At 45.5% G+C, this 24,934-nt stretch carries 23 protein-coding genes; 13 read left to right on the top strand and 10 right to left on the bottom strand.

Features of this window, described 5'->3' with window-relative positions; all coding sequences use genetic code 11:
- Positions 1-122 precede the first annotated feature (122 nt).
- Together V7728_RS14980 and V7728_RS14985 are read left to right on the top strand one after the other, a co-directional pair.
- On the top strand, positions 123-1,469 hold the full coding sequence (locus V7728_RS14980) for an amino acid permease (RefSeq protein ID WP_007614904.1): 1,347 nt from the start codon (positions 123-125) through the stop codon (positions 1,467-1,469).
- Positions 1,470-1,608: 139 nt separating this feature from the next.
- Positions 1,609-2,841 carry a Fic family protein gene (locus tag V7728_RS14985; RefSeq protein WP_020958080.1) on the top strand — a complete coding sequence of 411 codons (1,233 nt, stop codon included), beginning with the start codon at positions 1,609-1,611 and terminating at the stop codon, positions 2,839-2,841.
- 44 nt (positions 2,842-2,885) lie between these two features.
- Here V7728_RS14985 and ahpF read toward each other — a convergent pair whose 3' ends face one another.
- Entirely contained in the window at positions 2,886-4,415 is a 1,530-nt protein-coding gene (ahpF, locus tag V7728_RS14990; protein ID WP_007614902.1) for an alkyl hydroperoxide reductase subunit F, read from the bottom strand.
- A gap of 13 nt (positions 4,416-4,428) precedes the next feature.
- Positions 4,429-4,992, bottom strand: a complete 564-nt coding sequence (ahpC, locus tag V7728_RS14995; RefSeq protein WP_004393188.1) for an alkyl hydroperoxide reductase subunit C — start codon at positions 4,990-4,992, stop codon at positions 4,429-4,431.
- Positions 4,993-5,582: 590 nt separating this feature from the next.
- Here ahpC and V7728_RS15000 point away from each other — a divergent pair.
- From V7728_RS15000 to V7728_RS15010, 3 genes are all read left to right on the top strand, one after another.
- Complete coding sequence (locus tag V7728_RS15000) at positions 5,583-6,494, top strand: restriction endonuclease (protein WP_015240924.1); 912 nt, start codon at positions 5,583-5,585, stop codon at positions 6,492-6,494.
- Between the two features lie 147 nt (positions 6,495-6,641).
- Positions 6,642-7,532, top strand: coding sequence for a M48 family metalloprotease (locus V7728_RS15005; RefSeq protein ID WP_025285545.1), 891 nt, complete (start codon positions 6,642-6,644; stop codon positions 7,530-7,532).
- Positions 7,533-7,569: 37 nt separating this feature from the next.
- Entirely contained in the window at positions 7,570-8,256 is a 687-nt protein-coding gene (locus V7728_RS15010) for a VOC family protein (protein WP_098081936.1), read from the top strand.
- Between the two features lie 36 nt (positions 8,257-8,292).
- Here the strand turns inward: V7728_RS15010 and V7728_RS15015 are convergent, their stop codons facing one another.
- The 3 genes from V7728_RS15015 to V7728_RS15025 form a co-directional block, all read right to left on the bottom strand.
- Positions 8,293-8,748, bottom strand: coding sequence for an RDD family protein (locus tag V7728_RS15015; RefSeq protein WP_014419310.1), 456 nt, complete (start codon positions 8,746-8,748; stop codon positions 8,293-8,295).
- A 69-nt stretch (positions 8,749-8,817) separates the two neighbouring features.
- Positions 8,818-9,984, bottom strand: coding sequence for an MFS transporter (locus V7728_RS15020; RefSeq protein WP_015418583.1), 1,167 nt, complete (start codon positions 9,982-9,984; stop codon positions 8,818-8,820).
- Positions 9,985-10,062: 78 nt separating this feature from the next.
- Positions 10,063-10,374, bottom strand: a complete 312-nt coding sequence (locus V7728_RS15025) for an ArsR/SmtB family transcription factor (protein ID WP_015240918.1) — start codon at positions 10,372-10,374, stop codon at positions 10,063-10,065.
- Positions 10,375-10,516: 142 nt separating this feature from the next.
- Between V7728_RS15025 and V7728_RS15030 the strand changes: the two genes are divergently transcribed.
- Positions 10,517-10,936, top strand: a complete 420-nt coding sequence (locus tag V7728_RS15030) for a DUF5391 family protein (RefSeq protein ID WP_060562316.1) — start codon at positions 10,517-10,519, stop codon at positions 10,934-10,936.
- Positions 10,937-11,066: 130 nt separating this feature from the next.
- On the top strand, positions 11,067-12,287 hold the full coding sequence (locus tag V7728_RS15035; protein WP_088056557.1) for an outer membrane protein assembly factor BamB family protein: 1,221 nt from the start codon (positions 11,067-11,069) through the stop codon (positions 12,285-12,287).
- Positions 12,288-12,324: 37 nt separating this feature from the next.
- Here the strand turns inward: V7728_RS15035 and V7728_RS15040 are convergent, their stop codons facing one another.
- Entirely contained in the window at positions 12,325-13,662 is a 1,338-nt protein-coding gene (locus tag V7728_RS15040; RefSeq protein WP_099567224.1) for an aldehyde dehydrogenase family protein, read from the bottom strand.
- Between the two features lie 141 nt (positions 13,663-13,803).
- Between V7728_RS15040 and V7728_RS15045 the strand changes: the two genes are divergently transcribed.
- The 4 genes from V7728_RS15045 (at position 13,804) to V7728_RS15060 (ending at position 18,103) form a co-directional block, all read left to right on the top strand.
- Complete coding sequence (locus V7728_RS15045; RefSeq protein WP_099567223.1) at positions 13,804-14,961, top strand: TetR/AcrR family transcriptional regulator; 1,158 nt, start codon at positions 13,804-13,806, stop codon at positions 14,959-14,961.
- A 241-nt stretch (positions 14,962-15,202) separates the two neighbouring features.
- Positions 15,203-16,252, top strand: a complete 1,050-nt coding sequence (locus V7728_RS15050) for a fatty acid desaturase (RefSeq protein ID WP_012118854.1) — start codon at positions 15,203-15,205, stop codon at positions 16,250-16,252.
- A 118-nt stretch (positions 16,253-16,370) separates the two neighbouring features.
- Positions 16,371-17,507, top strand: a complete 1,137-nt coding sequence (locus tag V7728_RS15055) for a sensor histidine kinase (RefSeq protein WP_025285539.1) — start codon at positions 16,371-16,373, stop codon at positions 17,505-17,507.
- Positions 17,504-18,103 (top strand): response regulator transcription factor, encoded by a 600-nt coding sequence (locus V7728_RS15060; RefSeq protein WP_007614886.1) that lies wholly within the window; start codon positions 17,504-17,506, stop codon positions 18,101-18,103. The genes V7728_RS15055 and V7728_RS15060 overlap by 4 nt, the downstream gene beginning before the upstream one ends.
- A 56-nt stretch (positions 18,104-18,159) precedes the next feature.
- Here V7728_RS15060 and V7728_RS15065 read toward each other — a convergent pair whose 3' ends face one another.
- A complete protein-coding gene (locus V7728_RS15065; protein WP_007407847.1) occupies positions 18,160-18,981 on the bottom strand; it encodes an SDR family oxidoreductase in 822 nt (273 codons plus the stop codon).
- Between the two features lie 128 nt (positions 18,982-19,109).
- Between V7728_RS15065 and V7728_RS15070 the strand changes: the two genes are divergently transcribed.
- The gene (locus tag V7728_RS15070) at positions 19,110-19,358 is read left to right on the top strand and encodes a hypothetical protein (RefSeq protein WP_007614882.1); all 249 of its coding nucleotides are present in this window, start codon (positions 19,110-19,112) and stop codon (positions 19,356-19,358) included.
- A gap of 171 nt (positions 19,359-19,529) precedes the next feature.
- On the top strand, positions 19,530-21,410 hold the full coding sequence (htpG, locus tag V7728_RS15075; RefSeq protein ID WP_025285538.1) for a molecular chaperone HtpG: 1,881 nt from the start codon (positions 19,530-19,532) through the stop codon (positions 21,408-21,410).
- Between the two features lie 42 nt (positions 21,411-21,452).
- On the opposite strand, the gene V7728_RS15080 is transcribed toward htpG, so the two are convergent.
- From V7728_RS15080 to V7728_RS15090, 3 genes are all read right to left on the bottom strand, one after another.
- Positions 21,453-22,841, bottom strand: coding sequence for a sugar porter family MFS transporter (locus V7728_RS15080; protein WP_007407844.1), 1,389 nt, complete (start codon positions 22,839-22,841; stop codon positions 21,453-21,455).
- Positions 22,842-22,960: 119 nt separating this feature from the next.
- On the bottom strand, positions 22,961-23,893 hold the full coding sequence (locus V7728_RS15085) for an aldo/keto reductase (RefSeq protein WP_007407843.1): 933 nt from the start codon (positions 23,891-23,893) through the stop codon (positions 22,961-22,963).
- Positions 23,894-23,970: 77 nt separating this feature from the next.
- Entirely contained in the window at positions 23,971-24,726 is a 756-nt protein-coding gene (locus tag V7728_RS15090; protein WP_007614879.1) for a DeoR/GlpR family DNA-binding transcription regulator, read from the bottom strand.
- Positions 24,727-24,934: the final 208 nt, after the last annotated feature.

Here is a 24,934-nt window from a genome sequence, read left to right on the forward strand (position 1 = left end):
ATTGTCAGCGGCGCAGATATAATTTGATATTCTTATGACCATGAGATTGGAGGGCATCCAATCTCTTTTTTTATTGGCTTTTTTTGCTCGTCGTTCACTAGAGAGGTAAGGAGGAGTCAGATGTGGAGCAGCGAGAGCTAAAGAGGGACTTATCGAATCGGCACGTGCAGCTGATCGCCATTGGCGGCACGATCGGCACCGGATTGTTTTTAGGGTCCGGTAAGGCGATTCAGCTGGCGGGTCCTTCTATCATCTTTGCGTATTTTATTGTAGGTATTGCGCTTTTTTTCGTCATGCGGGCGCTGGGAGAACTGCTGTTATCTAAAGCAGGCTACCAATCATTAACGGATATTGCCGAGGCGTACTTAGGGCCGCGTGCAGCGTTTGTCACCGGCTGGACCTACTGGTTTTGCTGGATTATGACGGCTATGGCGGATGTGATCGCCGTCGGTGTGTATGTGAAATATTGGTTTGATATTCCGCAGTGGATTCCGGCACTTATCTGTTTGCTCATTTTATTAGGGCTTAATCTGTTAACGGTTAAGATTTTTGGAGAATTGGAGTTTTGGTTCGCCTTAATTAAGGTAGTCACGATTCTCGCGTTAATTGTCATCGGTGTGGTTCTGCTGGTGATTGGGTTCAAAACGCATACCGGAACGGTTTCAGCGGCGAATCTGTGGGAGCACGGCGGCTTGTTTCCGAACGGATTTTCAGGCTTTTTGCTTTCGTTCCAGATGGTGATCTTCGCCTATGTCGGTGTGGAATTAGTGGGTGTGTCGGCGGCGGAAACGTCAAACCCGAAAAAAAATATTCCGTCCGCTATCAATAAAATTCCATTGCGGATTTTATTTTTCTACGTCGGGGCATTGCTCATTCTTTTATGTATTAATCCGTGGATGCAGCTGAATGCGGCGGAAAGTCCTTTTGTAAAGACCTTCAGTCTGGTCGGCATTCCGTTAGCCGCGGGAATCATTAATTTTGTCGTATTAACGTCTGCCGCTTCTGCTTGTAACAGCGGGATGTTTTCAACAAGCCGGATTTTGTATAACTTAAGCAAAACGAAACAGGCGCCTGCAAGTTTTGCGAAGCTGAATAAAAATCATGTGCCGAGCCGCGCATTATGGATATCGGTTATTGTGCTGTCAGCTGGCGCTCTTTTAAGCAAATTGATACCGGAAGCGGCCTTTGGCATCGTGACCACCATCAGCGCGATTTGTTTCATTTGGGTGTGGGGCGTGATTCTTGTCTGTCATATCAGATACAGGAAAACCCGTCCGGACTTACATGCAAGCTCGTCTTTCAAGGCGCCGTTTGCGCCGTTTATCAATTACGCCGTGCTGGCGCTGTTTGCCGTCATTCTGGTGATTATGCTGTTTGCGGATGCAACGCGCCCGGCTTTGCTGCTGACGCCGCTGTGGTTTATTGGATTATTTCTTATCTATCGGGCGAGAGGGAGAAAGACAGATTGAATTGCTTCAGACGGTGTACTGCCATGCAGTATGCCGTTTTTTGTTTTGATTGGAAAGCGAGAATATTTGTTAGAAATCAGGCTATAATGATTGTATAATTTAAAAAAGTGTATAATTTTAAATTAAGCGAGGTGATGATATGAAGTATGAGAAGTTATCTAAGCTTTTTTATAAAATGGATGCTGATTCATATGAGAAAGAATTTAAAAAGAGAACAAGCAGCTATGGCAGTTATTCAACATCATTAAACATACGGGGGTTCCGAAAAGGCCGACCCACGGACGATTCATTTGAGCTATTTTATGTGAATACACATAAACTCATGAAGCTGAATAATGAAGTGTTGTTAAACAGTTCCAAAATTTCATCCCTTATCAGTCAGCTCCCCGAATTTGCCGTCAAACCTTATTTTGATAAATTAATTATTAATGAAGCACAGAGTAATAATGAAATTGAAGGAATCCGCAGTACAAAAAAAGAATTGAAAGAGGCTCTTAAAGCGTTAGAACAATCCGAGCCCTCACATAAGCGGTTTGTCGGATTGATGAAAACATATCAATTTATAGACCGAATTCCGTCGTTTACAAGCATTCATGACTTTAGGGAATTATATGACGAGCTGGTCGCAGATGAAATCGGAACAGAAGATGCGCCGGATGGTGAGCTATTCAGAAAAGGCTATGTTGAAGTGAACGATGGGAACATGACCACCCATATCGGCGTTAATTCTGAACAGAAGATAACAGAAGCGCTTGAGGCTTTAATTGCTTATCTTCATGATGAAACACATCCCCAGCTGTATCGTTACATGACAGCTCATTACTACTATGAATACATTCATCCTTTTTATGACGGCAATGGAAGAACAGGACGCCTTATCGTTGGGAGTTATTTGTCCCGATACTTAGAAAAATATTCAGCCATCACTTTTTCTTACGCAGTTAATAAGAATAAAGATAAGTATTATAAGGCATTAGAGGAAATTCCCGCACCTTTAAACCGGGGAGAGCTGACTTTTTATTTAATGGATATGCTGGAGTTGCTTCTGTCAGGACAAAAAGGAATTATTGAGGATCTTGAATTTAATTTAATGAAACTGAAACGAATTAGGAACTATATTGATAGCGATCAATGGGCTGATTATAAAGATGAACGTGATATTTTTAATATCATTATCACGATTAATGTATTTGTAAATGATCAGGTTACGCTGTCGGTGCAAGATTTAATGGAGCTCTCAAATAAATCGAGACATAAAATTAACAGAGTAATGGATTATTTAGAACAGCAAGGATTTGTTGAGCTGGTAAGCAGAAGGCCAAAATCTTATAAAATCAGCGAGGATTGTTTAGAGGAAATACTGCCTTCTTAATTAGTATATGTAAAAAAGCCGCCATTCATATGGCGGCTTTCACATTAATTCCGGATCAAATAATCAAATGCGCCTAAAGCGGCAGTTGCACCTGATCCCATGGAGATAATGATTTGGTTGTACGGGCCGTCTGTGCAGTCCCCTGCGGCAAATAGGCCGGGAACGCTTGTCGCGCCGCTCTTATCAACGATGATTTCGCCGATGCGGTTGCGTTCGACCGTTTCGTCTAACCATTCTGTATTAGGCACGAGACCGATTTGGACGAATACACCTTGGAGTTCAACGTGTTTTTCTTCGCCTGTTTCGCGGTCAACGAACGTAATGCCGTTTACGTTTTGGTCGCCTGTGATTTCTTTCGTTTGTGCATTTTTGTGCACAGTGACGTTTGGCAGGCTGTAAAGACGTTTTTGCAGGACTTCGTCTGCTTTCAGTTCAGGCGCGAACTCCAGCACAGTCACGTGATTGACGATACCTGCAAGGTCAATCGCCGCTTCGATTCCGGAGTTTCCGCCGCCGATAACGGCTACGTCTTTGCCTTCAAACAATGGTCCGTCACAGTGCGGGCAGTATGCGACACCTTTGTTTTTGAACTCTTGCTCACCAGGTACGTTGACATTGCGCCAGCGGGCACCTGTTGAAAGGATCACTGTTTTACTTTTCAGTACAGCGCCGTTTTCAAGTTCAAGTTCGAACAGATCTTTCTTCTCAAGGCGTTTCGCGCGCTGAAGGTTCATGACGTCAATATCATAATCTTTCACGTGCTCTTCAAGGCTTGCAGCGAGCTTCGGTCCTTCAGTCGCTTTGACGCTGATGAAGTTTTCGATGCTCATGGTGTCGAGTACCTGGCCGCCGAAGCGTTCAGCGACGACACCGGTGCGGATGCCTTTACGCGCCGTGTAGATCGCCGCGCTTGCGCCGGCAGGTCCGCCGCCGACAACAAGAACGTCAAACGGCTCTTTGTCGGCAAACTCAGACGCATCTGCGCCGCTGCCCATTTTTGCGAGAATCTCTTCGATGGTCATACGGCCGCTTCCGAAAGATTCACCGTTTAAGAATACAGTCGGAACAGCCATGATGTTTTTGCTTTCCACTTCTTCTTTGAATGCCGCGCCGTCAATCATTGTATGAGTGATATTCGGGTTGAGCACGCTCATCATGTTTAATGCTTGGACGACATCAGGGCAGTTGTGGCACGTCAGGCTGATATAAGACTCAAAGCGGTATTCTCCGCTGATGTTCTTAATCTGGTCAATGACCTTTTGATCAGCCTTAGGTGCTCTGCCGCTGACTTGAAGCAATGCCAGCACTAATGATGTAAATTCGTGGCCGAGAGGAACACCGGCGAATGTAACGCCTGTGTCTTCTCCGGTACGATTAACGCTGAAGCTCGGTGTTCTGTTTAATTCAGTTTTTTCAACTGAAATTTTAGATGACATGGAAGCCAGCTCGTCAACGAGAGCCAGCATGTCCTTAGAAGTGTCATCGTCACCGGCGCTTACTTTAAGAACAATGTCGTTCTCAATTAGCTGCATGTATTGATTTAATTGTGCTTTGATATTTGCATCAAGTACCAATGGAATGCACTCCTTAGATTTTACCTACCAAATCAAGGCTAGGTGTAAGTGTTTCGCCGCCTTCTTCCCATTTAGCCGGGCAGACTTCACCTGGGTTTTGACGAACGTATTGAGCTGCTTTTACTTTGTTTACTAGGTTGCTTGCGTCACGGCCGATACCGCCTGCATTGATTTCAACTGTTTGGATCACGCCATCAGGATCGATGATGAATGTTCCGCGGTCAGCAAGACCAGTTTCTTCGTCAAGAACGTCGAAGTTGCGGGAGATCGTTTGAGATGGGTCACCGATCATTGCGTAAGTGATTTTGCCGATTTTTTCAGAGCTGTCATGCCAGCCTTTGTGTACGAAGTGAGTATCTGTAGAAACAGAGTATACTTCAACACCTAATTCTTTCAGTGCAGCGTATTGTCCTTGAAGATCTTCAAGTTCAGTCGGGCAAACGAAAGAGAAATCCGCTGGGTAGAAGCAGAAAACGCTCCATTGACCTTTCAAATCTTCGTTTGTTACATCGATGAATTCACCGTTTTTGAAAGCTTTTGCTTCGAATGGCAGTACTTCTTTTCCGATTAAAGACATAATATCTTCCTCCTGAAATGTGATTTGAAATATATTAAAAAGACAAAGCATTCACTTTATCTTTCAATAATAATTCTAATTATATATAGATTATTAAATAACATTTATTTTTTGTCAAGCTATATGGGGTATTATTTTCTGCTTTTTTTGCTTTAGATGTTTAAAAACGCCTGGTATAAGCGGTTTGGCGCTGTTTGTCATGTTTAGCGCCGGGCGAAAGGGGGATTCTCAATTGGTGCAGAATAATATCAAGAATCCACCCTCTATATGGTAGTATAAACCAAAGAGGGGACGGTCATGCAAATAAAGTAACTTTGTTCAGGAACACTTTTATGAATGGGTGTTAGGTTTTTAAAAAAAATGATGAGTCCGGTGACTGGAATTTAAAGATATATATTTGTTTTGAACTTATTCAATTATGGATAGCGGATGTTCTTATATTAGCTTTACCTCATATATCATCATGAGTGATTTTTTGAAAGAGATTTAAGTGTGAAATGAAGATGGTTTTACGCAGGGGTGTTAGGAACGCAAAAATAATATAAATATCAAGCCAGTTTTAACAAAGACGTTAAATAGGAGTGTAGAAGTTGACCATACCAGGATATCAAGAATTTATGTACCCTTTTTTAAAGATTCTTTCAGATAAAAAGGAGCACAGATTACAAGACTTATACGTGAAATTAGCAAAAGAGTTAAACCTGTCAGAGGAAGATGCAGAAAAATTATTACCCAGCGGAAACCAAAAAGTACTTCATAATCGAATCGGTTGGGTAAGAACATATTTAAGTAAAGCCGGTTTAATCGACATTGTCAGACGGGGTGTTTTTCAGATCACCAGCGAAGGCTTAGAAATAATTAATGACCCGAGTGTCGCCAGTATAGATAATAGATTTCTAATGAAGTATAAGAGCTTTCAGAGATTCAAACAGACGGGTAAAGACAGCAATCAACAGGAAAGTGAGCCGTCGATTACTTCAGAGCCCAGAACTCCCAATGAAATCATTGAACAGAATTATAATGCTGTTAAAAATGAGATTAAAGAAGAGTTACTGAACCAAATATACAAATGTTCTCCTGCCTTTTTTGAAAAACTAGTCGTAGAATTGCTTGTTGCTCTTGGATATGGCGGTTCATTAACAGATGCAGGCACGGCTATAGGGAGATCTGGAGATGGCGGCATAGATGGAGTTATCAAAGAAGACATTTTAGGGCTGGATATGATTTATCTTCAAGCCAAGAGGTGGAAAGATTCTGTTTCAAGGCCGGAAATACAAAAATTTGCGGGCAGCCTGGATGGGAAAAAAGCGAAAAAGGGTGTGTTTATTACTACATCTGTATTTACTGATGGCGCAAAAGAATATGTTAAAGTGATCGATAAAAAAATTATATTAATTGATGGAGAGAGGCTAACGGATTTAATGTTCAACTATAATGTCGGCGTTAGTTTAGAGAATACTTTTGTTATCAAGAGAGTGGACCTGGATTACTTTGAAGAGTGATTAAAAAGAGGTGCTGTTAAAAACAGCACCTCTTTTTCGGAAAAAAATGGATGATCATCTTTACAATGCTATTTTCGAAACTGATAATAAAAAGACAGTTTAAGTAGTGGTAAATCATTCAAACATAATAAAAAAGGGTGATCAAAAATGGAAGTTAGAAAAACAAAGTTCAATTATTTATACATTGTTTGGTCTGGGCTGACAGTTTTGATTTCAATTATGATCTTCAGAAAATTATTTCCTTTGGCGCTTTTTCCAACGGTTCTTCTTTTTTTATCCATTTACGGATTGTTATTCTTTATGAATTATGGACTTTTTGGAGACTGGAGAAATAGAATAAGGGCCGGGTTAAGGCGCCCGGCAACCATTGGAGAAAAGGAGTACCTTGAAAGGTTAAACGATGAAGTTTTTGTAAGCGTACAAAGACATTATCCTCATGTGAAAAAAGCGGATCTTTTTTTAATAGATGATGAGGGTATTAATGCATTTGCACTGGGGTTTAAAACGATAGGATTGACTTCGGCGGCTATGAGAAATTTAAGTGATGGTGAGCTAAAAGCGGTACTGGCCCATGAGTATGCGCATCTTGCTTTTAAAGACACATTACACCTTGTGATGTTTAATTCCAGTTTTACTATTTTGAGTATCGCACTGTTGCCGCTGTATGTGATGGGATTCTTTATATGTTTTATTCTGGGGTGTATTGAAGGGCTTCTGAACGGCGGATCAAATCCTTCTGTGTCTGGGGGGTTATTAAATATATTCTTTAGGCTGGTCGGATGGTGTTACATAACGTACTGCCGTTTGGGATTTTATTTTGTGAATATCGGAAGCAGAGATTTTGAATATCGGGCAGATGAAGTAGCTGCGAAAGCGGGTTTCGGAGATGAGCTGTTAGAATTTTTCTATCGGATTGAACGTGAAAATATTGACGTTCGAAAAGGTTTTATCGCTTTATTAGCTTCCACTCACCCCTATACTGCTTACCGAATTGAGAATATTGAATCATTTTTGAACGGAGTCAGACAAGAATATTGATATATTCATTGTCTTTATAACCAAAGGGGGTATGATCATGCAAATAAATAACATTACTTTGTACAGTTGTGCGTTGGAGGAGACGAAACACTTCTATGAACGGATGTTAGGTTTTCCTTTAATTGATGAGTCCGGTGATTCGTTTACCATCAAGGCGGGAGAAAGTGAGTTGGAATTCAGGCGCGCCGATTCTCACTCTCATCCGACGTATCATTTCGCGTTTAACATTCCGAATAATCGTTTTGATGAGGCGAAGGCGTGGATGAAGGATAAAGTCGTTTTTCAAACGGAAGATGGGGAGGATGAGGTGTATTTCTCTCATATTCAGGCGCGTTCCTTTTATTTCAAAGATCCGTCCAACAATCTGGCGGAATTCATCGCGAGAGAAACATCGCCGCCAAGCGCGGAACATTTTTCGATTGAGTCCGTTCTGAATATCGGCGAGGTGAATCTGACGGCTGCCGAAGTCGTATCAACCGGGAGGGAGCTGCAGCGTTTCGGCATTCCGGTGAGAAAGCATGCGCCTCTTAGGGAAAATGGGTTTCATTTTATGGGTGATTACAATGATGGGGCGTTTTTGCTTTTAGGGCCGAGCGGCCGCCGCTGGATTTTTTCTGATCAGCATGCGGAGTTCCATCCGCTGTCTGTTATTGTGAACGGGACGATCCGCATTGAGGCTGACGGAAAGGGCGGCATTGACATCAGGCGGGCACAGCCGTCATAAAAAAGCCCGGGCTCAAAAGGCCCGGACTTGAGGTCATTATTTATAGACAACACGGGTGCTGCACATGATGTCGTGCAGCGTTTTTTTCTCTCCGAAGGCGCCCATGATGAATCCGATATAAAGAATGAGCTTAGATATGATATATGCGAAAGCGCGTCCGAAGGCCTGGCCGATGGATATCCGTCCGCCATCCTCATTGACGACCTTAAGGCCGAGCAATGCTTTTCCCAGTGTCCCCTGCATCTTTGAGGCCGTGAGCAGGCTGAAATATAAGATACTGATCACAAAAGAGCTCGCAAGAATCGGGATGACGCCGAACACCAGAAAAGAGATGTTAAACTGATTTTCGGTCATGAAGGGGTCAGCCGCCGCAACGCCTGCCGCAAATAAAAAAGAGACCATAAATTGAATGATAAAAATCGGAATTCCTATGATGATTTGATCAATGACGTAAGCCAGAAACCGAATCCAAAATCCTGCCGGTCTTTCCATGTATCTTTTTCTCTCCCTTGCTTTAATCTGGAATATTATACGTAATCATTCCGGATTTTGCAACGGAGCTTAAGCTTTTGCGAGCAGCCTCTTTCCCCATGCCAAGCGTCCCATGATCAGCCCGAAAGCCAGAAGGGCAAACATGATGCCGCACCACATCAGCTGATGGATTCCCAAATGTGAAATAAACCAGCCGCCCGCCGCCGTTCCGATGGTGATGCCGAGGTTGGAAAAAGAGACAAACAGGCTGTTGCCGAATTCGGGCGCCTCCTTTGCTTCCGCAGTAAGCCATGTCTGGCTGACAATGAGACCGCCGGAATGAACGGCGCCCCATACGAAGACGAGGACGGCCATCGGCGCGAAAGACGTCCCAAACCCGTATATGAGCAAGTAGGCGGCTGTATAAAGAAGCGGAAACAGGATGACGGTCTTTTTCATATTTTTATATAACAAAGCGCCGAAGACGAAATTCCCGGCTATCATAATCACTCCGAAGCTCATCAGCATAAAGCTGACCCATGTGCCGTTCATATGGGACACCCGTCCGAGGTACTCCGCAAAATAGCTGTAGACAGAAAACATGGCCGCAAAGAGACAGGTGACGGCAGCGATATTGAGCCACAAAGCCGGTTTGCGAAGGATGCCGAGCTGGCTTCTGAAAGACATTTTTTCTGTGACCGGCATGGATGGCAAAAAGAGAAGAATGCCCGTGAATGCGATGAGACTGATGATAGCGCCGAATAAGAAGGCGGCTTCAAGGGAGAGACGATCCGCCAGATAAGACGTGAAAGGCACGCCGAACGCAAAGCCGGCGGTGATGCCTGAAAAGACTTTCGTTACGGCTTTTCCGGATTGGCCGGCGGGGACAAGCCGGGCAGCGGCCGCAAGCGCTACAGAAAAGAACACCGGGTGGCATAAAGCCGGAATGATCCGAAACGCCAGCATGACACTGAAATGCGCCGTATACGCGTAGACCGCATTTGAAACGGCAAACATCAGCACCGCCAAAAGCAGAATGACTTTCCGGTTTATGCCTGAAGCAAGCAAGGTCAAAAACGGTCCCGACACAGCGACGATGAACGCGAAAATACTGACAAGCCACCCCGCTTTTGAAGCAGAAATATGAAATCTGTCCGCCACTTGCGGAAGAACGCCGATAATGCCCATTTCGGTCGTGATAATCCCGAAAACCCCTAGTGCCAAAAACAGAATGAAGATGGAACTGCTTTTTTTCATTGTTATGTATGCCTCCTTTTATAACTACATATACAGAAAAGTAGATATGTTAGAACAAAAAAAGCCCTCCTTTCATGGTTATAGCTGGTGCTGAACATAGTCAGCAAAGGCTTTAATTTGTTTTTCATTCCTTCTGTAATAGGTCCACTTTCCGATTCGTTCGGATTCCAGCAGGCCGGCTTTTTGCATGGTCAGCAGGTAGCTGGAGATGACGGACTGCGCAAGCCCCGACTTTGCCTGAATATCACCGACGCAAATTCCGGTGCGGAAACTGAGTCCCTGCTCAAGATAAGGTCTTTCATCAAAATGGTCTTCCGGGTGTTTAAGCCACGTCATAATATCACTTCGTGTTTTGTTAGATAGCGCTTTATGAATCAATATCGGTTCCATAACGTTTATTATATCTATTTTTCTGGATTTGTAAATTCGTTTTTGGCAAAACATTCTCAAATTAAGTAAAAATCGTGCTAAAATATAACATATTATCAGATTACCGGTAAAAAAGCCGGGTTATTGTCAGGAGGATATTCACATGAATCAAAAGAAAAAAGGTGCGGTTGCGGTGACCTTGCTTTCCGCTCTGCTGTTTTGTTTATTGCCGGTCCTCGTCTCGCTTTCTCCGCTTGCGGAAACGGGGCCGAACGCGAATCGTTTTAATTCCGCGGGCATGTGGGCCGCCGTCGGCCAGATCTTTGTTATATATGCGGTCCCGCTCATTTTGTATATTCTCGGTATTCGTGTCATGAAAATCATCATGGCCGTTTTTTGCGGAATCGGGCTTATCATTTGCGCGGCTGTCTTGTTGGTGGCGTTATTGACCGCAATTTCCTTAGGGCAGGAGCTGTCTCTTTATTACGGCCTTTTCGTTTGGTCAGGCGCGGCTTTCATCGTCAATGTGGTGTGGTATATTGCCGCGTTTCGATCATCCCCGAAGCATCAGCAGGCTATGTGACATTTGTTCTATAAATCTACCGAAAATACAAATATTTCATAGGTTAATTATGGTATTATCGAAGTGATATAGCAGCTTTTAATAGAAACGGGAGGAACTGACATTGAAAAAAAAGACAGCTTCATTGCGAATGAAAACATTGGCGGCCGGCGCTGCGGTTGCTGCGGCTTTATCTGTGGGAGCGGTTACTGATCTGCCGGGGGCAAAATGGCTGCATCCGGCGGCTGCTCAAGCCGCGGAAACGGTATTTAAACAAAATCATGCGGCATCCGGTTTCTTGGCGGGACGGTATGACGCGCAGGCGATGTCTCCGACGATGTTCAACTGGTCGAGAGAAAGCCGGTTTACAAGCACTGCCGATGGCGCGTTAAAATGGGAAAAGAATGTTCCGGCCAATCCTCAAAACGGTGCGGGGGCCGCGGTTGATGGGGACGGCACCGTATTTATTCAATCAAAAGACGGGAAGCTGACGGCGTATCATCCGGACGGTACTGTGAAATGGGTGACGGAAAACCTCGGGACGACCTATACGCTGACTCCGGTGCTCGGAACAAACGGTGTCATTTATCTTCCTTCTCACGATAAAAAACTATATTTCATCGACAAAGAAACCGGAAACATTTTAACATCGGTTCCGCTGAGCGGAGCGCCTAGTTCCGATGCGGCTATCGGCTCTGACGGCACGCTGTATGTGTCGACGCTGGATAACTATATCTATGCGATTAAACCGACGTCGCCTTCGACATGGACGCAAAAGTGGAAGTTTAAAACAAACGGCGTGGTCGGCTCCGCTCCCGTGTTAGCGTCAAACGGCACGCTGTATACGGCAACGTACAATAATATCTTTTACGCGATCAATTCCGGAACAGGCCAAGTGAAATGGTCAAAAACGACGTCCAACGGGTTTAAAGGCTATCCGGTTATTGATAGAGACGGCACCGTTTACGCCGGAAACCAGGACGGCAATTTATACGCCTATACATCAACGGGTGCTGTAAAGTGGACGTTCCCGTTAAACGGTTTCTCCAGCTCTTCATTAGCGATCGACCATAACGGCAATGTGTATATCGGTTCCGGAAGCGGCGAGCTGTTTTCCATCAGCAAAACCGGCAATATGAACTGGTCTTTCTATACGGACGGGCCTGTGAGAACGGCGCCGCTGATTGATGCGGACGGCAATGTGTACTTCGGTTCTGACGATAAAAATGTCTATGCGGTTGACGCTGACGGTAATGAAAAATGGCGCTATCAAACAGACAGCAATGTCATTTCCTCCCCGGTTCTGGCTGAAGACGGCACGCTCTATGTCGGCACTTATACGAAACTGCTCGCATTCGGGGCAAAAAAATAATAAAAAAGAATCCGCGTCATCTGCGCGGATTCTTTTTTTATTTAGAGGCTTGAATAAATACGCCTTTTTCATGAGAAAATTCTTTAAAGCCGTACACACCGTGATATGAACCGATCCCGCTCGTATTGACACCGCCGAACGGAAGGTTGACGTCAGTGAAATGAACGACGACATCATTGACAGAAGCATTGCCGGATGTCGTATGCTGCAGAACATAATCGATCAGCTCCTGATTATGGCTGAATACATACAAGGCAAGCGGCTTGTCCCGTTCAGTGATGTAATCAACGGCTTCACTGATATCTTCGTAATTCATAATCGGCAGAATCGGTGCGAAGATTTCTTCCTGCATGATCTTCATATCAGGCGTCACGTTTGTCAGCACGGTCGGAGAAATCGTGCGGTCATGCGCATCGAATACGCCGCCGAACGCCGTTTTCGCCCCTTTTTCAATGGCGTCATCATACAGGACTTTGACACGGTTAAAGTTGCGGTCGTTGACAATCTGCGTGAATTTGTTGCGGTCAACCGTATGATCATCCTCCATAAAACCTGCATTGACAATGGTTTGCAGGAGATCTGTAAAGGTGCTCTGCACTTCTTTCTTCATAAGGAGATAGTCAGGTGCGATACATGTTTGCCCCGCATTGACAAATTTGCCGACGGCGATTTTTTTCGCCGCGTCCATCAAATCATAGCCGCTGTCGATGATCGTCGGGCTTTTTCCGCCAAGCTCAAGCGTGACGGACGACAAGTGCTTCGCCGCTGCCGTCATGACGATTTTACCGACATTCGTGCTTCCGGTGAAGAAAATGTGGTCAAACGGCTGGTCGAGCAGTTCTGTGGCGACATCGACCTCACCTTCAAAAATGGCGACTTCTTCTTCGTGAAATGCCTCGCGAATAACTGTCGCGGCGATATGGCTCGTCTCCATCGTAAAATCGGACAGCTTCACAATCGCGCTGTTGCCGGCCGCAATGGCAGCCGCAAGCGGAGCCATCGTCAGCATAAACGGATAATTCCATGGGCCGAGAATTAAGGTGACGCCTTTTGGCTCATACATTAATACGCCGTCAGCGTCGGGGCTGACGGATGAGCCGACGCGTTTCGGCGCCATCCAGGTGTCGAGATTGTTCATATTATCTTTAATCGCCTTGATCGTTCCCTGCGTTTCCGCTCTTTTCACCTCATGATAAGGCTTGCGGACGTCCCGTCTGATCGCCTCGATGATTTCTTCTTCATGTGCGGTGACGGCATCTAAAAAGCGCTGAAGCTTTTCTCTGCGCTGCCCGGCTGTTGAAGCACGCAGCGTTTTTTGATTTTTTTTCTGAAGCTCAAAGACGCGTTTGATGTCTGCTTTTATATGCTGATCCATCGGTCTTCCTCCTCTGGTTGCTTTTTTGTTTCTTCAGGGCCTATTATAATGTGATGTGTTTTTGCGGCAAAGACAGCGTAAACACATCTATACGTTACCGTACAAATTGCGGTGATCTGTCTAATGGAAGGAGTGTCTCTTATGCCGGATTCTGTGACAACTGACATCAAACAAGCGCTTTTGGCCATGCTTGGAGAGCGGGATATCCGCCGTGTGACCATGAAGGACATCGCCGAACGGGCGCATGTGAGCCGGGGGACACTGTACCTTTATTACGAAGATAAATATGCGATTTTAGAGGATATAGAGGAAGAAATGAAAGACGGGCTGAGCGAAGCGCTGTATGATTCGCTGAAGAATAAAGATGTGCTTCATTTACATGGCGGATGGCAAAAAGTGCATCCGACCCTGTCTTTTGTTGATCGGCATCGGGTGTTTTTTCAAACGATGATGGACCGCAATAAAATGCCCTATTTTCACTTTCATGCTTTTTTAAAAGATGTGTTCCGGCATGATGTGCTGCTGTCACCGGTCAATGCGGATTTCTCACCGACTGAACAGGATATGTACATTCATTACCGCGCTTTATACACGTATGCCATTGTGTTGTACTGGCTGAATGAGGAGCCCGGGGCATCCCCGGAAGCGATCAGCGGACAGGTGTGGGATTTGATTTCTCAAAAACGGTTTTACTGGCTGTTTGGCCGCCGGATGCCGGAACAAGAAGAAAAAAAGCCCGCCGACCGCCGGGTGACAAGGACGAGGCAGGCCTTGCAAGAAGCCATGATCGGCTTAATGGCAGAAAAAAAAGAGTACGCGGCGATTACGATTTCCGATATTGCCCGTCAAAGCAACCTCCGCCGCGCCACTTTTTATGACCATTATGCCAACAAAGAAGCATTGCTGAAAACGATCATCCATCAATCATGCCGGGATCTGATCGGATTATTGACGGTAAAAGGAGAGCCTGCCGATTGCTCCATGGAAGAAGCGGAAGCCGCGCTCGTCCGTCTCTTTTCGGCACTGTCGGAAGGCCTGCCGCTCGTCCATTTTCTGAGAGAGGGCTCCGGAGTGCCTGACGTCATTCCGGAAATGTTCAGAGCGCTGCAATCGTTTTATCTTCATCAGCCCCTGCACATTCAGGCGGGCAAAAAACTCTATGCATATTATGTCGCGTCCATGCTCGCCGGCTTGATTCAATATCGTCTTCATGAAGGAAAAGACCACGCGCCGGACATGCTGGCCCGGGAGTTTCTGCAGTTTTTGGATGTAAAGAAGTATCGGGTGATTTTGCTGTGAGGATGATGAAAAAGAACTCAGCCGAAAACAGGCCGGGTTCTTTTTTGCTGTTTTTAAGTGCCGATATGAAGTGTCCGGCTTTATCCCTCGTAAAAAAGATACCTTCCATATGCCGCCTGATCAGCATTCTGCCGCCAAACATGACAAATGTCATATTCGGGGCATGATGGCTGCTACTACAACCGCCGCGAGCGCCTCGGTATACTTGGAATCATAATAAAAAAAAGGGGATATGACATTCATGACCAATCACGCCGCAACTCAAAAACAAGCATCTTTAAAAAAGCAGGTTGCTGCATTTTCCGGTGCCGATACAAAGCATAGTGTCAATCAGCTTTTCAACACGTTTGTGCCGTTTTTTGCCCTTTGGTTTCTTGCTTACTTCAGCCTCAATGTCTCCTATCTTCTGACCCTCGCCTTTACTGTTATAGCAGCGGGATTTTTGACAAGAATCTTTATTATTTTCCACGACTGCTGCCACCAATCCTTTTTCAAACAAAAGAAGCTGAACCGGCTGTTCGGGTTTATTTCAGGTGTGCTGACACTGTTTCCGTTCCTTCAATGGCAGCGTAGCCACTCCATTCATCATGCGACAAGCAGCAACTTAGATAAACGGGGCACCGGCGATATTTGGATGATGACCGTCAAGGAATACAACGAAGCGTCAGCTTGGACAAAAGTACGCTACAGACTTTATCGCAATCCGTTTATTATGTTTATTCTCGGACCGATTTACGTATTTCTGATTCAAAACCGTTTCAATGTAAAAGGCGCCCGCCGCAAGGAGCGCTGGAACACCTATTTCACGAACGCGGCGATTGTCTTATTGGCTGCTGCGACGTGCCTGCTTGTCGGCTGGGAAAACTTTTTGCTTGTTCAAGGTCCGATTTTCCTTATTTCGGGGTCAATCGGCGTCTGGCTCTTTTATGTTCAGCACACGTTTGAGGATTCTTATTTTGAAGCCGATGAGCATTGGGACTATGTGCAGGCCGCGGTAGAAGGAAGCTCCTTTTACAAGCTTCCGAAGCTTTTGCAATGGCTGACAGGCAATATCGGCTACCATCATGTCCACCACTTAAGTCCGAAAGTGCCGAACTACAAGCTGGAAGCCGCTCATGAGGGGCACGAGCCTTTAAAAAACGTACCGACCATTACGCTTAAAACAAGTCTTGAATCCATGAAATTCCGTCTGTGGGATGAGGACGAAAAGCAATTTGTCACCTTTCGGGAGGCGCGGAAAAAACCGGCGCCCCATCCGGTACCGAAAGAACCTTTAAAGAAAAATGCCTGATATGGCGCGCGGCTCTTTCTCTTATCAGAAAGGGCCTTCTCTTCATGCGTGAGGATGCAATGAAGGCGGTGTTTTGATAAAGTGATGGTAGACACAAGCAGCAGAAGGTGGAACAAAGATGAAGAAGTATTTTAAATTTCAAAAACTGAATGGGATTTCTCCTTATATATGGATGATTTTTTTCATCTTGCCTTTTTATTTTATTTTTAAAAGCTCTTCTACCTTTGTCATCGTGGCCGGCATCATTTTCACACTTGTTTTCTTTGGCGCATACCGCTTCGCATTTGTTGCAAAAGGCTGGCCGCTTTACTTATGGGCGCTTCTTCTGATCGGCATTTCGACCGGCTCAGTTATGCTGTTCAGTTATATTTATTTCGCCTTCTTTATCGCCTACTTCATCGGCCATATCCGAGACAAAGTTCCATTTTACATCTTATATTACATTCATATCATTAGTGCGGCGGTTGCCGTCAACTTCAGCCTTGTTCTGAAAAAAGGGTGGTTTTTGACACAAATTCCGTTTATCGTCATTACACTGATCAGTGCCATCCTGCTCCCGCTCAGCATTCGAAGCAGAAAAGCACGGGAGCGCCTTGAGGAGAAATTAGAATATGCAAATGAGCGAATCGCCGATCTTGTGAAGCTGGAAGAAAGGCAGCGTATCGCCCGGGACCTTCACGATACACTTGGACAAAAGCTCTCCTTAATCGGGCTGAAAAGCGACCTCGCCCGAAAGCTGATATACAAGGACCCTGAACAGGCCCGCACTGAGCTGAAAAGCGTGCAGCAGACGGCCCGCACCTCCTTAAATGAGGTCAGAAAAATCGTCTCATCGATGAAAGGCATCCGATTGAAGGATGAGCTCGGCAATGTTCGGCAAATTCTTGAAGCGGCAGGAATTGAATTTGTGTATGAAGAAAAAGAAGCGCCAAAACATATCTCTCTGCTGAACGAAAACATCGTCAGCATGTGCATAAAAGAAGCCGTCACCAATGTCGTGAAACATAGCGGCGCCAAAGTATGCCGCATCACCATTCAGCAGCTTTGGAAAGAGGTTGTCATTACGGTGGAAGATGACGGCAGCTTTCAATGCAAAGAAGACCGCTTTTTTTCAAAGGGGCACGGCCTGCTTGGAATGAGGGAACGTCTTGAATTCGCAAACGGCAGTTTAGCCATCGATACAGCCGCCGGAACAAAGCTGACCATGAGAATCCCGAATGATTCAAAATCAAAAGAAAAGGATGGTAGCAGATGATCAACATCTTCATTGCCGAGGATCAGCAAATGCTGCTCGGCGCACTCGGTTCACTGTTGAATTTAGAAGAGGATATGACGGTTGTCGGCCAAGGCACAAGCGGCCAGGATGCCATCGATTTCGTGGAAAAACATGCGCCCGACATCTGTCTGATGGATATCGAAATGCCCGGGAAATCAGGTCTTGAAGCGGCAGAAGAGCTCAAGGACAGCGGTGTGAAAATCATCATTTTGACGACCTTTGCCCGCTCCGGCTATTTTCAGCGGGCGCTAAAAGCAGGCGTCAGCGGGTACATGCTCAAGGACAGCCCGAGCGATGAGCTCGTCAGCGCCATCCGCAGCGTCATGAAAGGAAGACGCGTCTACGCACCTGAATTAATGGAGGACATCTATAGTGAAGAAAACCCGCTGACCGAACGGGAAAAAGAGGTGCTCGAGCTTGTCGCAGACGGAAAAAACACGAAAGAAATCGCAAACGCCCTCAGCATCAAAAGCGGCACAGTCCGCAATTACGTTTCGATGATCCTGGATAAATTAGAAGTGAAAAATCGAATTGAAGCCATTACCCGATCAAAGGAAAAGGGCTGGTTTAAGTAACCCGCCCTCAGCTTGTTCAGCCAGTGTTTTTGCACTGGCTTGTTTCTTTTTCGCCGTCACTCCGTCTCTTCCTTCCACTTCTTATCAATCAGCATTTTTCCCGGCCAAGTGTATGCCATGATGCCGCCGTCTGCGGTGATGTCTTCTCCCGTGACGTAAGAGCTGTCGTCTGAAGCGAGGAAGAGCGCGACGGCTGCCATTTCTTCCGGTTTTCCGAGCCGGCCGAGCGGCGTGATCCATTTGTTGGCTTCACGGAACGCTTCGCCCATTTCGTCTTCTGTCGTGCCTGCCAATTTATCAATGAGCGGTGTTTCAATCGTCCCCGGCGATAAGGAATTGACGCGGATTCCGCTTCTGGCGTAATCAATGGCCATCGCTCTCGTCAGGTTCGTGATTCCGCCTTTTGCGGCGTTATAGCCTGAGCGGTCAAGGTCTGCGGCCCGGCCGGACATGGAGGAGGTGTTGATGATGGAGCCTCCTTTTTCGAGCATGAGCGGAATCAGGTATTTGCTGCAAAGAAATGTGCCGCGCAGATCGACGGCGATGATCCGGTCAAACAGGTCGACCGGGTATTCATGAACTTTTCCGCCCTCTTGGTCAACACCGGCATTGTTAAACAGAATATCAATTGTTCCGTACTTTTGCTGAATGCCGTCCGCAAAAGACTTTACGTTTTCTTCGTCTGATACATCAAGGTGAAAGGCTTCTGCTTCTCCGCCGTTTTTTCTGATGGCGCTGACGGTTTCATTCAGTTCGCTTTCATTGATGTCACCGCAGATCACGCGGGCGCCTTCATCGGCGAAAACCCGTGCCGTCGCTTGTCCGATGCCTGTCGCGGCCCCTGTGATGATTGCGGTTTTGTCTGTTAATCTTCCCATATTGCGATTCCTCCTTTTTTTATATCTGTTCCCGCTGAATAGGGGGATAAACATACGGAGGTCTGTTTCTAAATACCTATTAAATATGTTAATATTATGTATATACATCATTGGGAGGTTTACATATTTTGAAGATACAGCATAAGAAGGAGATAGCGTTTTATTGTTATGCCATTGTTCCTATGGGATTTGTGATTTACACCGTTATCTCTATTCTATTTCAGGACATCATATTTCCTCTCACTGTAAGAAATGTTCTGCATGAGTCTTTGCGAAACTTGGGATCTCTTATCTTATTTAGTTTGTTTTTCTACCCGTCATACATATGGATGAAGAAGGAATTCGGCCGCCGGAAAGAAGCAGAGAGGAGAGGATGATCAACATTCTCTCTTTTTTATTGATAAAATGGGTGAAATGAATCCATTAACATGTTAAATTTACAATATATGCATCTGCTAATCCTAGTTGACAATTGTCACTGTATATGATAAATAGATGCTGAAAAGATTTTACATAACATCAAAGCATAATTAAAGGAGAGATCTGAAGTGCGGAAAAAAAAGTTTAAAGCAGAATCCAAGCGATTGCTGGACATGATGATTAACTCCATTTACACGCAGAAGGAAATTTTTCTCCGCGAGTTAATTTCCAACGCGAGCGATGCGATTGACAAAATCTATTACAAGGCGTTAACCGATGATTCATTAACGTTTGATCAAGACAATTACTACATAAAAGTGACGGCGGACAAAGAAGCGAGAACGCTCACCGTCACAGACACCGGTATCGGGATGACAAAAGACGAGCTTGAACAGCATCTCGGCACGATTGCGAAAAGCGGTTCACTCGCTTTCAAGCAAGAAAATGACACGAAAGACGGCCATGACATTATCGGCCAGTTCGGCGTCGGATTTTATGCGGCGTTTATGGTGGCTGATAAAGTCACGGTGAAAAGTAAGGCGCTCGGCAGTGACGAGGCGTATGTATGGGAGTCGGAAGGGGCTGCCGGCTACACGATCGCGCCGTGTGACAAGGAAACCGTCGGTACGGAAATCACCCTGCAAATAAAAGAAAACACGGAAGATGAAAGCTATGATGAGTTTTTAGAAAACTACCGCATCAAAGCGATCGTGAAAAAGTACTCTGATTTTATCCGCTACCCGATCAAAATGGAAGAGACGGTCAACAAGCCGAAAGAGGGCAGCGAGAACGAATTTGAAGAAGTTCAGGAAGAACAGACGGTCAACAGCATGGTGCCGATCTGGAGAAAAAATAAAAGCGAGCTGACGGATGAAGATTACGAGGCTTTTTACGCCGAGAAGCATTACGGTTTTGATAAACCGCTGACCCATGTGCATATCAGCGTCGATGGAGCGGTGCGCTACAATTCGATTTTGTTTATTCCGGAAAACATGCCGTTTGACTATTATACGAAGGAATTCGAAAAAGGATTGGAGCTGTATTCCAACGGCGTGCTGATCATGAACAAATGTGCCGACCTGCTTCCGGACCATTTCAGCTTTGTAAAAGGCATGGTGGATTCTGAGGATCTGTCGCTGAACATTTCCAGAGAGATGCTGCAGCACGACCGCCAGCTGAAGCTGATTGCGAAAAACATCAATAAAAAAATCAAAGCCGAGCTCAAGAGCCTGCTGAAGAACAAAAGAGAAAAATACGAATCTTTCTATGAATCTTTCGGCAGACAGCTGAAATTCGGCGTCTATAATGATTTCGGCGCGAATAAAGACGTATTAAAAGATCTGCTTCTCTTCTATTCATCTAAGGAGAAAAAGCTCGTCACTCTGGACGAATATGTGTCCAGAATGCCTGAGGATCAAAAATATATCTATTACGCGTCCGGCGATTCATATGAGCGGATTGAAAAGCTGCCGCAAACTGAAATGGTGGCGGACAAAGGCTACGAAATTTTATATTTCACGGAAGACATTGATGAATTCGCGATCAAAATGCTGACAAGCTATGAGGAAAAAGAATTCAAGTCCGTATCTAGCGCCGACTTAGGCATCGACAGTGATGAGGATGAAAAGCAGACCGAAGCCGAAGAAAACGAATATAAAGACCTGTTCGAAAGCATGAAAGAGATTCTTGCGGATAAAGTAAAGAACGTCAGAGCATCGAAACGTTTAAAATCCCATCCGGTATGCTTTGCGACAGACGGCGAAGTGACGATCGAAATGGAAAAAGTGTTGAATGCTATGCCTGACAGCCAGCAGGTCAAAGCGGAAAAAGTGCTGGAAATCAACCCGAATCACGAAGTGTTTGAGACGTTAAAGAACGCGCACGGACAAGATCGGGAAAAGCTGGCATTATACACAAATCTTCTCTACAATCAGGCGCTTCTGATTGAAGGGCTGCCGATCCATGATCCGGTCGAATTTACGAATGACATTTGCAAAGTTATGGTATGACGCCAAAAAGGAATCGCCCAGCGGGGGCGATTCCTTTTTTTGTTACAGTGTGCGCTGTTTAAGAATTTGATTTTGTTTGCTGCGCTTCTTTAAGGAGAACCGTTTTTTCAAGTGCGTTTCGATTTCTTCTAAACTTCTGCCCTTCGTTTCAGGAACGATGTAAGCGGCGAAGAAGAAGGATGAGAGGCAAATGACTGAGAATATTCCGAATACCCAGCCGATGCCCATGGCGCTCAGCATAAGCGGGAATACCAGTGAAACGATCAGGTTGGTTGCCGACAGGATCAATGTCGTAAATCCGGTTGCGGCTCCGCGTGCGTTTGACGGGAACAGCTCCGGCATCAGAACCCATACGACGGGACCCCATGTCGCCTGGTAGAAGACGATATAGATGCCGAGAAACAGCACGGTCAGCCATGCTGTTGAAGCTGACAGGCCGGCCAGAAGGAGAATGGCTGATAGTGACGCCAGGCTCAAGGTAATGCCGACACTTCCCCACATCAGCAGTTTTTTCCGGCCGATCCGGTCGATTAAGATCATGGCGGTGATACACATGATGACGTTTAAGACACCGATGCCCATCGTGCCGAGAACGGACGCCGAAGTGCCGAGTCCTGCCTTTGTAAAGATGGTCGGCGCATAGTAAATCACCGTGTTAATACCGACCGCCTGCTGGAAGATGGCGAGGCCGATCCCGATCAGCAGCATAGGGCGGATCCATTTGGCTTTCAGCAAGCCGAGCGTAGATTCTTTTTTCTCGGCTTCTCCTTGTTTCATTTCCGCTAATTCAACGGCGATATCCTCTTTGTCGTGGGTCATTTCCATGACTTGTCTGGCTTCCTGCTCACGGCCGCGTTTGACGAGCCATCTCGGAGATTCCGGCATAAACGCGATTCCGATTAATAAAAGCGCCGCCGGTACTGCGGCGAGACCGACCATCCAGCGCCATGCTTCAAACGGGGTGAATATGTAATTCACGATATATGCGAGTAAAATTCCGGTTACAATCATTAAGTTATTCAATGTGCCGAGCGTTCCGCGTATTTTTGTCGGCGCCATCTCAGATAGATAAACGGGAACAAGCGCCGTTGAGCCGCCGACGGCTAACCCGAGAATGACACGGGAGATAATCAGCATGGTGACGGTTTGCGAAGCCGCACAGGCAAGCGCGCCGATAATAAAAATGAGTGAAAGGACGAAAACCACTTTTCTCCGGCCCCATCGGTCAGAGCATGTCCCGCTTAATGCGGACCCGAAAATCGCACCGAGCAGCAGCATGCTGACGACCAATCCCTCGGTCAGCGTGTTTAAAGGAATATCATTGTTAATAAATAACAAAGCCCCTGAAATCACACCGGTGTCATAGCCGTAAAGCAGCCCGCCTAATGCTCCGAAAAAGTAAATCAGGTATTTTTTGGTGTTTTTCTTCACAGATGATCCTCCTCATCTTTTGGAACGCATAATAGTTTATTTAGATAACTATTTCATTCCCCGAAGAGAAAAATATAAACATAAAAAAAACACGCCCCTTTAAGAGGCGTGTTTTTTTCTTAGGAAAACAGCTTGTCGATAAACGCGATTTCTTCAGCAGATAGCGTAATGGAGGCTGCTTTCATGTTGTCTTTTAATTGATCCGCGCGTTTGGCGCCCGGAATCAGGATATCGATTTCAGGTCTCGCCAAGTACCAGGCAAGCACGATATGCGCCGTATCGGCATTGTGCTTTTCGGCAATCGGTTTGAGCTGGTTGACTTTTTTGATGTTCTCTTTAAACTGCTCCCCTTGGAAATGCGCCTGGTCATTGCGCAGGTCGCCTTCAGGGAAGGTTGTGTTCTCGTCGTATTTGCCGGCCAGCAGTCCGGATACGAGCGGGAAGTACGGAATGAATGAGATGCCGTGTTCTGTCGTATAAGGGAAGAAAGTCTTTTCCGCCTCACGGTTCAGCAGGTTGTATTCTCCTTGAATCACGTCGACTAAGCCGTCTTTATTGGCTTCTTTCAGCTGTTCCAAAGAGAAATTGGATACGCCGATGGAACGGATTTTTCCTTCTTTTTTCAGCTCATTCAACGCTTGAACGGCTTCGTCCTTCGGCGTGTGCTCATCCGGGAAATGGATGTAGAATAAATCGATGTAATCAGTCTGCAGGCGTTTCAGGCTGTCTTCGACCGATTGTTTCAAAAAGGCCGGTGAATTGTCGAAAACAAAGTCATCGCCTTCTTTTCTGTGAGCGGCTTTTGTGGCGATGAAGACATCCTCGCGGTTACATTCTTTCAGCACCTCGCCGATTAATTCTTCAGAACGGCCCACACCGTAAATATAGGCGGTATCTAACATGGTAACGCCGCTTTTAATCGCTTCCCGAACCAATTCTTTTCCCGTTTCTTCATTCAGATTCGGATAGAGATTGTGTCCGCCGACCGCATTTGTTCCCAAACCGATCGGAAATACCTTTAGGTCAGTTTTGCCGATTGTTACTTTGCTCATGTTTTCGCCCCCTGAAAAAATTGGATATCATAGCGACTGCCGGAAAAATACGGCAGCGTTCTCTATTAACTATAACGCTATGCCAAGTGAATGTCGATTTGATGCTCTTGGCAATACTTCGTATATTCCTCATCGAGCTGCTGAGAAGTGACAATGCTGTGAAGCCGGTCGAAAGGCGCGTATGTCAAAAGCGTGGATTTGCCGAATTTGGAATGATCCGCGAGCAAATACACTTCGTTCGCCTTTTCGGAAATTCTCTTTTTCACCTCGTATTCCAGTAAGTCGGAATTCGTCAGGCCGTGGGTGATCGTTGTCCCGGTAGCGGACATGAACGCCTTGTTAATGTTGTATTTATTGAGTGTGCTCGGATCATCAATGCCGACAAACGACCTTGTCTTCCGTTTGTAGTTATTGCCGATGATGATCAGGTCGATATTTTTCATGGATGAAGCGGCGTTAATAATATCAAGGCTGTTCGTCAAAACCGTTACATTCTTATCGGGATCAAGCGTCTCCAGCATCGATTTGGTCGTCGTGCCGGAATCAATAAATACAAGATCGTGATCCTCGATAAACCGTGACGCATAGCGGGCGATTTTGATTTTTTCATCCTGATGTTGAATGGTGCGGTTTTCAAAAGGGACGAGCACAGATTTTTCGGCTGACGTCACGCCGCCGTATACCTTTTTGATAACCCCTTTTTCCGCAAGCTTATTAATATCGCGTCTGACCGTGTTTTTAGAGACGTTGAATACCTCACACAGCTCATCCAGCGAAGTGGCTCCGTGTTTGAGAATGTATTCTTCCATCTCCTGAATCCGCATCAGTTTCATAAAAAAACTCCTTCTAGAATTCTTAAAGTAATTAAAATATATAATAAACACCAGAAGTTAATCAATAGTTACTTAACAAATGATAAAAAAGAGGGATCATCCCCTCCGATTCGACACGGTTCTCCAAGTTCCTGTTTTCCCGATCAAAAAAAGTATGATAAAAATAATGAAAAAATTTTGATTTTTTAGATTGACTTGAAGAGGTGTT

The organism is Bacillus sp. JHAA (assembly GCF_036961585.1).
GTDB classification, from domain to species: Bacteria; Bacillota; Bacilli; order Bacillales; family Bacillaceae; genus Bacillus; species Bacillus velezensis.

What these genes read in the sequence shown, in the direction of transcription:
- V7728_RS14985 (WP_020958080.1), top strand. Translation starts at nt 1,609, where the DNA reads ATGAAGTATGAGAAGTTATCTAAGCTTTTTTATAAAATGGATGCTGAT.
- ahpC (WP_004393188.1), bottom strand. Translation starts at nt 4,992, where the DNA reads ATGTCTTTAATCGGAAAAGAAGTACTGCCATTCGAAGCAAAAGCTTTC.
- V7728_RS15005 (WP_025285545.1), top strand. Translation starts at nt 6,642, where the DNA reads ATGGAAGTTAGAAAAACAAAGTTCAATTATTTATACATTGTTTGGTCT.
- V7728_RS15010 (WP_098081936.1), top strand. Translation starts at nt 7,570, where the DNA reads ATGCAAATAAATAACATTACTTTGTACAGTTGTGCGTTGGAGGAGACG.
- V7728_RS15015 (WP_014419310.1), bottom strand. Translation starts at nt 8,748, where the DNA reads ATGGAAAGACCGGCAGGATTTTGGATTCGGTTTCTGGCTTACGTCATT.
- V7728_RS15020 (WP_015418583.1), bottom strand. Translation starts at nt 9,984, where the DNA reads ATGAAAAAAAGCAGTTCCATCTTCATTCTGTTTTTGGCACTAGGGGTT.
- V7728_RS15025 (WP_015240918.1), bottom strand. Translation starts at nt 10,374, where the DNA reads ATGGAACCGATATTGATTCATAAAGCGCTATCTAACAAAACACGAAGT.
- V7728_RS15030 (WP_060562316.1), top strand. Translation starts at nt 10,517, where the DNA reads ATGAATCAAAAGAAAAAAGGTGCGGTTGCGGTGACCTTGCTTTCCGCT.
- V7728_RS15035 (WP_088056557.1), top strand. Translation starts at nt 11,067, where the DNA reads ATGAAAACATTGGCGGCCGGCGCTGCGGTTGCTGCGGCTTTATCTGTG.
- V7728_RS15040 (WP_099567224.1), bottom strand. Translation starts at nt 13,662, where the DNA reads ATGGATCAGCATATAAAAGCAGACATCAAACGCGTCTTTGAGCTTCAG.
- V7728_RS15045 (WP_099567223.1), top strand. Translation starts at nt 13,804, where the DNA reads ATGCCGGATTCTGTGACAACTGACATCAAACAAGCGCTTTTGGCCATG.
- V7728_RS15050 (WP_012118854.1), top strand. Translation starts at nt 15,203, where the DNA reads ATGACCAATCACGCCGCAACTCAAAAACAAGCATCTTTAAAAAAGCAG.
- V7728_RS15055 (WP_025285539.1), top strand. Translation starts at nt 16,371, where the DNA reads ATGAAGAAGTATTTTAAATTTCAAAAACTGAATGGGATTTCTCCTTAT.
- V7728_RS15060 (WP_007614886.1), top strand. Translation starts at nt 17,504, where the DNA reads ATGATCAACATCTTCATTGCCGAGGATCAGCAAATGCTGCTCGGCGCA.
- V7728_RS15065 (WP_007407847.1), bottom strand. Translation starts at nt 18,981, where the DNA reads ATGGGAAGATTAACAGACAAAACCGCAATCATCACAGGGGCCGCGACA.
- V7728_RS15085 (WP_007407843.1), bottom strand. Translation starts at nt 23,893, where the DNA reads ATGAGCAAAGTAACAATCGGCAAAACTGACCTAAAGGTATTTCCGATC.
- V7728_RS15090 (WP_007614879.1), bottom strand. Translation starts at nt 24,726, where the DNA reads ATGAAACTGATGCGGATTCAGGAGATGGAAGAATACATTCTCAAACAC.